The sequence below is a fragment of the Niveispirillum sp. genome, from assembly GCF_017996735.1.
Lineage (GTDB): Bacteria > Pseudomonadota > Alphaproteobacteria > Azospirillales > Azospirillaceae > Niveispirillum.
In genome coordinates, this window is sequence record NZ_JAGOGJ010000195.1 from 1 (window position 1) to 9329 (window position 9329).

The window sequence follows — 9329 nt, forward strand, 5'->3', positions numbered from 1 at the left end:
GTCCCGCCATGTCGGTCGTCCTTCAATAAGGCCGAACCAAGCTTAGCAAACTGTCCGCTCACGGGGGACCAGCTCTATCCAGCGCGGCCTTGTCCCCGTCGGGGCTGAGCCAGGTCCGGTGCAAGCCCGTAAGGTGGCCGCCATCGTCGGTGACGGCAGCGATCAAGGCGGGCAGGCTGATGGTGCCGGACGGCTCCCGGCGATGGCAACGCGGATGAAAACGCAGCGCCGGTTCAGGGTAAGGCAGGATAATGCCGCGTCGCGCCAGATAGCGTTCCGCCACGGTGCCCGGCAAAGGTTTGCTGGCCGCAAACAGACGACGGCAGGCCTCGGGCGAGCCGGTGGGGGCCATCGCTGCGGCGACCGTTCCGCTGACCGGCAACGGCAGACGCAGCACCGCCCGTGCCTCCGCCATGGCGTCGCGGGTGGAAAGGCCCCGGTTCAGGGCGATCAGGTCCAGCAGGTCGCCATGCTCGCCGGTAGCGGCGTCGGTCCAGGACCCGGCGCGGGGGCCCGTCAGGCGGACATAGAGGCTGCGCCCGCGATGGCCTTGCACATCCCCAACCAGCCAATAGCGCCCTTGCCGCCGTCCATTGGGCAGAAACTGTCGGCAGATGGCTTCGGCGTCGCGGGCCAAGCGGCGGGACAGTTCGCCAGCGCTTTCCATGGGACACCTCCCCATAGGAAAGGCCCGGCACTGTGGCCGGGCCAAGGGTGGGGGGATGTCAGTTCACTCCGCGGCGACAGGCAGGCTGGCATCGGCAGCGGCGTCATCCACAGGCGTAACGACTTCCGCCTTCGGCTGGCCCGGCTTGCGCAGCAATTCCGGCAACCAGCCCGTGCCCGCCAGCAGTTCCTGCGCATGCGGTATTCGGCGAGGTACATCATCATCGCCCCCTCACGCCCGGAACCAGGGTGGCAGCCGCAGGTGCCGGCGGGCGACCTCCATGAACTGCGCGTCATGCCGGCAGGCCCAGGCGGCAAGGGCATGACCCAGCAGCCAGAGCAGCAGCCCGACCAGCCACAGCCGCAGGCCGAGCCCGACGGCGGCGGCCAGGGTGCCATTGGCGATGGCAACGGCGCGCGGGACGCCGGCCAGCAGGATCGGCTCGGTCAGCGCCCGATGGACAGGTGCATAGAAGCCGGGCACGGGTTCCTCCATCAGACCAGCGCTCCGCCCGCGAAGGAAAAGAAGGACAGGAAGAAGCTGGAGGCGGCGAAGGCGATGGAAAGCCCGAAGACGATCTGCACCAGCCGCCGGAACCCGCCCGACGTGTCGCCGAAGGCCAGGGTCAGGCCCGTGGTGATAATGATGATGACGGCGATGATCTTGGCGACCGGCCCCTCGATGGACAGCAGCACCGATTGCAGCGGCGCCTCCCACGGCATGGAGGAACCGGCGGCCCGCGCCGGCAGGGCTGCCAGCAGCGTGACGCCAGCCATCCCGGTCGCCAGCAAGGACCGGCGCAGTGAAGCGAAGATGCAACGGATCATGATCCCTCTCCCGGGTTGGCGGTGACGGCATCGGCGAGGACATATTCGCCGCTGGCGGACAGGCCACGGACCTCCCGCAGTTCGACGAGCCGCCGCGCAACCCCGCGGCCGGCCAGGACGGCGATCAGGTCGATGGTTTCGGCGATCAGCGCCCTGGGGACGGTGACGGTGGTTTCCTGGATGAGCTGTTCGAGGCGCCGCAGCGCTCCCAGGGCCGACCCGGCATGCAATGTGCCGATGCCGCCGGGATGGCCGGTACCCCAGGCCTTGACCAGGTCAAGCGCCTCGCCGCCACGCACCTCGCCGATAAGGATGCGATCAGGCCGCAACCGCAACGCCGTCCGCACCAGATCCGCCAGCGTGGCCACGCCGTCGCGGGTGCGCAGAGCCACGACGTTGGGCACGGCACAGCGCAGTTCGCGGGTATCCTCGATCAGGATAATGCGCTCGCTGGACAGCGCCTCCTCGGCCAGCAATGCGTTGACCAGAGTGGTCTTACCGGTCGAGGTGCCACCGGCGACCAGGATGTTCCGGCGCGCAGCCACGGCCTGGCGCAGGACGTCGGCCTGCGCCGCCGACAGGACGCGAGCGGAAACGTAGTCATTGAGCCGGAAAAGGGCGACAGCCGGCTTGCGGATGGCGAAGACGGGAGCGGAGACCAGCGGCGGCAACAGCCCCTCGAAGCGCTCTCTGGTTCCCGGCAGTTCGGCCGACAGGCGCGGATGTTCGGCATGCACCTCGATGCCGACATGATGGGCGACCAGCCGGATGATGCGCTCGCCATCAACTGCAGACAGTCCGGCGCCCGTATCGATCAGCCCACTATCCAGCCAGTCCAGCCACAGCCGGCCATCCGGGTTCAGCATCACTTCGGCAACAGCGGCATCTTCCAACCAAGCCGCGATATCGAGTCCAAGCGCGGTGCGCAGCATGTGGGCGCCACGTGCGCCCGCATCGGAGGGAATGGCAGTGAGCATTTCGATCCCCGGCACAAGCTGGCCGCACGGCACACCGCGCAGGGGATCATTAGGAAATACACTCGCTCGCCAAGCGCAACATGCCGGATGGGGGCGTAGGGCGATGGCGTGGAATGACAGGGGAAACGGCTACCCCTGATTGACGGCCAAGGTCTCCGGAGGTCGACAAAAAAGCCGATATCCAGCTTCACGCCAATTCAAGGAGATGACCACGGCTTCGGTTTCGGGAGCGCGCACCCGGCTGCATCAGGTCCCGATTTCAGCTGCACGTGCATCCCCCGTGATAAACGCAACGCATTTATCGAGCACCTCATCCAGCGGCCGGCGCGCTCTTCCTTTCAGGCTGCATTCCCAAACCGTTAAAACCCGCCACCCTAAGGCAATCAGCGCAGACATTGTGTGCTGATCACGAGCCCGGTTTCCTGCAATCTTGACCGCCCAGAATTCCTGGCGCGTGGCTGGCAGTTTAAAGAGCGGGCAGTCATGCCCATGCCAGAAGCAGCCATGCACCAGGACGACTGCGCGATATCGCGGGAAAACCAGATCCGGGCGCCCCGGCAGATCACGGACATACAACCGGAAGCGCAGGCCTTTGGCGTGCAGACCGCGGCGCAGCAGCATTTCCGGCTTCGTGTCCTTTCCCCGGATGCGACTCATATTGTACCGGCGCTGATCGGGAGTAAGGACATCCATGCTTATGGCGCTCCAGCGGCGGTGGCGTCAGCCACCAGCAAGCGCAGTGCATCACCGACTTCTGCCGTCGTCATGCCGGGCCGCAGGCTTACTGCGCCGAACCGGAAGCCGGAGCGGTAGGCCGGGTGAAACAACCGGCCAGGCATCGGCATATCCCTGTATCCGCCATTCAGCACCGGCAGGTGCGGTGTCAGCAGATAGGTCGCCGTGACAATCCCTTCAATCGCCCCGGACCCGGTCTCCCGCACAAGGGCATCGCGATAGGTGTGGATCGAACTGAGTGCATCGTTCAGGCCGCTGTCGATACGGTACTTTGCGTCGAGCACGATCAGGCTGCCGGTCCGGCCGGGTGGGGGCGGGTTGTGGGCAGCCACGATATCTGGCGTCATGGTCCGGCTGTAAGAACCGCAATTGTCGGGTTCGATCCAGAACTCCCGGTATTGTCTCTGAAAGCAGAGCTTCCAGTCACCGCCAACCGGAACGGTGACCGCCCCCGCCGCCAGCGTCACACCACCAGCCGCATCGGTGATGAACAGGTCACGCACATCCAGCCCGGCTGGACCAAACTCCTCCACCCCGGCCCGAACCAGCCGCAGGAAACACCAAAGCTCATAAAGTTCGAACGTCCGGGCCAATGGCAGGTTCAGGAAATCCCCGAACACTGCCGCAATGCCAAGATTCATATCCTGCCAGAGGCGATAGAAACGGCGATAGGCCGGATCATTGCGGAATACTGACGACAGGACGAGGCGAGGCGGAGCGTCACCCGCCTCGGCAAAAGGTGCTGCGGTGGCAAGATGGCCGACGCGACGACTGAGGCGACGGCAGCGTGCTGCCCAGACGGTCCTGCTCTGCAGCACTTCGACATCGCCACCCGCCCGGCCACGTTCCAGTAGTTCCGCCACCGCCGCCAGCCATGCCGTCCATGATCGCAGGCACGCCGCCATCTGGCGGTGTTCCGGCAGGTCGAGCGAACTCCGTCGTCGCCTGACGCGGATGCGCTCCGGCAAAAAGCCATTCAACTGTGCCGGCAATCGCGACGGCGATCCCTGTTCCCGTCCGATCCGTCCCGAGCGGAAAGAGCGCAGAATTTCAGGGCCGGTCGCACGATTGGCCTGGTGATGCGGGAGAATTGTTTCCTCGGCGTTCAGCATACGACGGGGATGACGCAGAATATCGGCGATCACTTTCTCCAGCTCATCGACCCGCGAGCGCAGAAACTCCAGCCGGGCAATAGCCGGCGGGCGGACACCACTGCCCTTGGCGACAGCCTTGCGGAAACTGCTGAGAGAAAACAGCGCGAAGGTATCATCGAGAATCTCGCGCACCATCGTATCGAAGTCGTCACGCGTCAGCTTTCGCTGGTCAGGATCGGTGACAACTTCGAACCGGCGGGGCGCCTGCCCCGGCAGCCGCAGTTCCACTTCGACGCTACCGGCATGAAAGCCGGGAGACCAGCGCCACAGCGCGACATCCGGGGCTGGTGCACGCAACGCCTCCAGCGCCACGTCATCAATCAGCAGATCAGCCGCCGCAACGTCTGCACGTCCGCGCAGTTCGAAAAGATAACGTCCCGTTTCCTGCACCGTGCCCGGTGCGACCGGCTCCGGATCGGGCCAGACCCGCCAGACTACGCCGGTCGCTTCACTCCGCATAAGCAGGACAGCCATGGCATCGCCTCAGCGACTTGCCTGGAAAGAACCGAACTCATCAAGATCATCGGTCAGATTCTTCAGAAACGCCTGTGAACGCGGCAAACCCGCAAGAACCCGGGTCAGGCCCGTGAGGAGCGGCCGCTGACGCTCAGCCCCGCGCAGTTTGACCAGGATTTTCTGAACCATCAGATCATCGGTCGTGGCCGCAGGGTCAGCCGTCAGATACGTGTCCGCAAAGGCATGATACCGGACCACTTCCTCTGCTACACGGTAACCGAACCCGAGACCATGTGAACTCATGATACTGTGGGCGGCCAGCATATGCGCCTCACAGGCAGCACGGGCGTTTTTCAGAGCCGGCTCGCGGGCTTCCAGTCCCGCCAGGAAGCCGGCCAAATCAACCGCTGACATGTCGATGACATGTGCCCGATCCAGCACCTTGTCGCTGACCGGATTGGTGGTTTCGTCAATGTTAATGGTGCCGGTGATGAAGAGGTTTGGCGGCAGGGGCAGTTCCGCCGGGATACTGGTGCCGGTTGTTCCCTCAAGAGGAACGCCGCTGTCATGAAGTTTGAGGGCCTTCCTCGTCTCCATGCATGAAAGCACATCGGAAAGATAATATTCCACTCGCGCAAGGTTCATCTCGTCGAGCACAACAAATACCGGTGTGTCGCGATGCGCCGTCGCCAGCAGAACGGCACCGAGGAATGGCGGGACGTTGTACCTGTTTGACAGCACATCGTAATAACCGGTCAGTCCGGTCGGATCGGTCCATTCCGGGCGTACCGGGCAGACAACCAGAAAGGGATCGGCACCCGGATTGTCCGAAATGACGCCGTGAACGGCCTGCGCATACTTCAAGGCCAGCTGTGTTTTGCCGGTGCCTGACAGTCCTGCAAGGATCACGAAGTGCTTATGCGGCAGGAAATTGAGCGCCGCATGGTAGCGGCGGACCTCCCCGCCCGGATAGTACCCACCCAATCCCGCTACTGCTGTTTCAATTTCGTTCACGGGGATGGACGAGGGCAACCGTCGCATGCCGGGGCTGACAGCAGCAGTATCGGCCCAGACCTGCAGTTCATGAACCTTCTCGCGGCCAATCAGACTGCCGAGATAACCGATGAACTCACGGGCCAGCAAACTTCGCCGCGCCGAGGCCGCAGGCGGATAGATCGCGACGTTGATCTTATCGACCGGGATAGCCGCCCCGTATGGCGTCAGATCATCCGGCAACTCATCCCAGAAACCCTGGTTGCGCAGATGGACGCTGCCGTCTGCTGCCAGTACGACAACAACGTTATTATTTCTGGCAGCATAACCGATCCGCTCTTCGGCCGCGTCATCCTCGGCCTGCGCCCCGTTACCCTCCGCCGGATTACCGGCACCCAGCCGCTTCATCTCCATCAGCCGCGCGATCATCGCGGGGGTGCCGGACCGCACATAGGCGGAAAAATAAACCTCATCTGCAGGCGGAAAGACCATGGTGCATGCAAACGCAAAGCCGTCAACGTCCGTTGCGACATTGTCGAGGTTAACCACTCCAAGCTGAAGGCCGCGCCCGATTACCTTGGCGCTGTTCGACACGCCGAACAGTTTGTGAAACTTGCTTCGCCTGGTAACAAGGGGGTCGGCTTTCGAGGCGGCTTCAAACTGCCGCCGCCGTTCGGACAGACTCATTCAGGAATTCCTCCCCAGGCTTTCCAAGCGCATGGATGATGGTCTTAGCCAGTGCCCTGGCCATGAGCGGTGGCACGGCATTGCCGATCTGGCGGAAAGCCGGATTCATGGTTCCGGAGAAGACGAACCCGTCCGGAAAGGACTGAAGGCGCGCTGCTTCGCGGACTGAAATTGTGCGCGCCTGCTCACTATCATAGTGGATATGACTATAACTGTCCTTACCGAGGTGCGCCATCAGCGTCCGTGCCGGCTGATCACGCCACATCTTCCGCCATTTGTTGGGGAACTTCCCTGCATCATAAGGCGGAACGATCGCGGCTTTCAGCCGATCATAGTCCGCCGACCCCTCATGCAGGACCTGTCCCTGCAGGCGAAGACCGGCAATGCGTTCTGCCAGCATATCGAGAGCATGCCGGTAAGCATCGGGGTACTGATCCCCAGGATTCAGGCGGGCAAACAGTTCGTAGTCCCGTGGCAGGTAACGAATGACGTGATCCCGGATGCCATCGGCCGGTGCCTCAAAACCTGGCCAGGACCGCATCAGCCGGGCATACGCCGACAACTTCCGCATCTTGGGATAGGGCAACAACTCATCAAACCGGCGTGCACCACGTTTCAGTTCGCCGGACGCAAGCTGCTGACGGGCATGGATTGCCGGCAGGTCGTCAAGAGCCTGCTCAGCGGTAACAGCTCCAGGCAGGTCCGGACTGGCGACCGGAGGGGCAATGTAGTCATGTGCATGTCCGGCATTGCCGTTCAGAACCTTCAGTGCAACGGCCCGTGACCCCTCATACCCGGGAGGCAGGACGGCCCAGTGCGTAGGTTCAGGAAAGGCAACCGGCCGATCAATCTCCCGCCGCAGAGCGATCAGAAACATACGTTCCCGCATCTGCGGAACACCGTAGAAGGCAGCGTTCAGCAGCGTGTAGCCGCAGACATAGCCTTTATCTTCGAGGACTTCACAAATCTCCTCAGCGATGTTCTGACCCCCATGGTTCAGAACATCCGGAACATTCTCGACCAGCACTGCTAACGGCTGGAAGGCGTCCACATAGCGCAGGTATTCCTGATAGAGCCGCGCACGCGGATCCTGCCGGAACGCCTGCGGATGTGCGTCAATCTCGCGGAGCTTCGGCCGGCCAACCCGGGCAAATGCCTGGCACGGCGGCCCGCCAACGATTACATCGAAAGCCTCCGCGACTGGTCCCAGCCCCAGCTCTGCAACCAGGTCCTCCGGCTTCGTCTGCGTAATGTCGCGAGCCAGACTGTGGCGGGGATCACCACCGTGAAAGTTAAGCCCATGCGAACGGGCCGCGTCGGGATCAAATTCGACGGCAGCACGCAAGGCAAACCCGGCCGCCTGAAACCCGAGTGACAAACCACCACATCCGGCAAACAGATCCAGAACCCGCGGCTTTCCACCGGCGCGCAGTCTGGCCAGCTTCTGTCGGGCAACCTCTTCCCGCGTCATGCCGCACCCTTACGGATTTTCGGCAATCGCAGGGGCAGTTCGGCCTGGTCACTATGCTCTTCGAGAAACCGGATAATCGCGGCCCGGATCATCCACGCCGCAGAGACATCGTTTGCGTCTGCAAGAGCCTGGATACGGGCATGCGCATCTTCCGGCAGGATGACCGAGGTCCGGACCGTCTTCTTTATGGGAGGCGCAGGCATGGCGAAGTCCGATGTGATATTTGCACCCATCTTATGCATCCGAGGTGCATGATGCACCACATTTCTACAGCCGGCTGAAACGTCCCCGGCAGATTGAACTACCATACGTTCTCTTTATGTTCCAGCGCCGGTTGTCAGTGACGGCCTGCCGCCAGCCGCTATGCAGAGTGCTCCCTCTGAGTATCGATCATCTCGATAAGTTCCAGCATCCTCTCACGCAGGATCAGAATCTTCATGTTGGCCAGCATCCCTTCCCTGTTCGCCATCACCAGGACGGCGGTCAGGACCATGTCGGAATGCCGCATCAAGGTGACGAGATGTTCTGCGCTGGGATGGTGTGTCCCGGCAAACCAGTGTTTAGCGGTCCGCTCGCTGGCCCCGGTCCAGCGCATGACCGTTTTAATGGCCTGATGGGTCAATCCAAGTTCCGCTTTCAAAGCGGCAGCAATCATCGGACCGAAGGTTTCCCCGACAGATCCGTCTTGCACCCGCCGGTGCAATTCCTTGCCCTTTTTCGGCAACATCTTTCCGCCTCTCCGCATCTACAGTGACAGTCAATGCGAAGACGGTGGGGAGTTGCCCGAGCCGTCACCGGATGTCCGGGGGAGCGCGCTTTTTTATGCCCTCCGGCGCCGCTGCCGGCGAAGGATGGCCCGTCGTGACAAACGGAAACCGACACCACGAAAACGACCGGAATTCAACGCCTGAAAAACCGTTACGCGCCGCTGAGTATGTCCGGATGTCGACCGATCATCAGCGCTATTCCACTGAGAACCAAGCCGGGGTTATCCGGAACTACGCCGCCGCACGAGGCATTGAGATCGTAAGAACCTATGCTGATGAAGGGAAAAGCGGACTCCGACTGGACGGACGTGATGCCCTGAAGCGGCTGATCGACGATGTCCAGAATGGCCGGGCCGATTTTCAGACCGTTCTTGTCTACGACATCAGCCGGTGGGGTCGGTTCCAGGACGCCGACGAAAGCGCCTATTATGAATATATCTGCAAGCGTGCCGGCATCACCGTCCAGTAGTAAGCGTCAGCCGAAGCCCGTCTTGCGGAACGTCTAATAACTGAGATTCTGCCGCCCCCTGATTTTGGTGGTGGCGGATGGTCGGGATTTTGGAAATGGACGGTCTTGGGAGTGCTCGTAAGAGCG

General features: G+C 62.4%; 10 protein-coding genes and 1 pseudogene. 1 reads left to right on the forward strand and 10 read right to left on the reverse strand.

The window, feature by feature from the left end:
• Window positions 1-58: 58 nt before the first annotated feature.
• From KBA48_RS30810 to KBA48_RS30855, 10 genes are all read right to left on the reverse strand, one after another.
• A complete protein-coding gene (locus KBA48_RS30810; protein WP_292912517.1) occupies window positions 59-667 on the reverse strand; it encodes a hypothetical protein in 609 nt (202 codons plus the stop codon).
• A 231-nt stretch (window positions 668-898) separates the two neighbouring features.
• Window positions 899-1162 (reverse strand): VirB3 family type IV secretion system protein, encoded by a 264-nt coding sequence (locus KBA48_RS30815; protein ID WP_292912518.1) that lies wholly within the window; start codon window positions 1160-1162, stop codon window positions 899-901.
• Window positions 1162-1494 (reverse strand): TrbC/VirB2 family protein, encoded by a 333-nt coding sequence (locus tag KBA48_RS30820; RefSeq protein WP_292912519.1) that lies wholly within the window; start codon window positions 1492-1494, stop codon window positions 1162-1164. Before KBA48_RS30820 ends, KBA48_RS30815 begins: the two co-directional genes overlap by 1 nt.
• A complete protein-coding gene (gene trbB, locus KBA48_RS30825) occupies window positions 1491-2471 on the reverse strand; it encodes a P-type conjugative transfer ATPase TrbB (protein ID WP_292912520.1) in 981 nt (326 codons plus the stop codon). Before trbB ends, KBA48_RS30820 begins: the two co-directional genes overlap by 4 nt.
• Before the next feature lie 246 nt (window positions 2472-2717).
• Window positions 2718-3164 (reverse strand): very short patch repair endonuclease, encoded by a 447-nt coding sequence (locus KBA48_RS30830; RefSeq protein WP_292912521.1) that lies wholly within the window; start codon window positions 3162-3164, stop codon window positions 2718-2720.
• Between the two features lie 2 nt (window positions 3165-3166).
• Window positions 3167-4834, reverse strand: coding sequence for a DUF2357 domain-containing protein (locus KBA48_RS30835; protein WP_292912522.1), 1668 nt, complete (start codon window positions 4832-4834; stop codon window positions 3167-3169).
• 9 nt (window positions 4835-4843) lie between these two features.
• Window positions 4844-6496 carry a hypothetical protein gene (locus tag KBA48_RS30840; protein WP_292912523.1) on the reverse strand — a complete coding sequence of 551 codons (1653 nt, stop codon included), beginning with the start codon at window positions 6494-6496 and terminating at the stop codon, window positions 4844-4846.
• Window positions 6465-7967, reverse strand: a complete 1503-nt coding sequence (locus KBA48_RS30845) for a DNA cytosine methyltransferase (protein ID WP_292912524.1) — start codon at window positions 7965-7967, stop codon at window positions 6465-6467. The genes KBA48_RS30840 and KBA48_RS30845 overlap by 32 nt, the downstream gene beginning before the upstream one ends.
• Window positions 7964-8200, reverse strand: coding sequence for a CopG family transcriptional regulator (locus tag KBA48_RS30850; protein ID WP_292912525.1), 237 nt, complete (start codon window positions 8198-8200; stop codon window positions 7964-7966). Before KBA48_RS30850 ends, KBA48_RS30845 begins: the two co-directional genes overlap by 4 nt.
• 128 nt (window positions 8201-8328) lie before the next feature.
• Complete coding sequence (locus KBA48_RS30855) at window positions 8329-8694, reverse strand: hypothetical protein (RefSeq protein ID WP_292912526.1); 366 nt, start codon at window positions 8692-8694, stop codon at window positions 8329-8331.
• Between the two features lie 95 nt (window positions 8695-8789).
• On the opposite strand from KBA48_RS30855, the pseudogene KBA48_RS30860 reads away from it, so the two are divergent.
• Window positions 8790-9200, forward strand: a pseudogene (locus KBA48_RS30860) (recombinase family protein); the annotation flags it as partial.
• Between the last annotated feature and the right edge of the window lie 129 nt (window positions 9201-9329).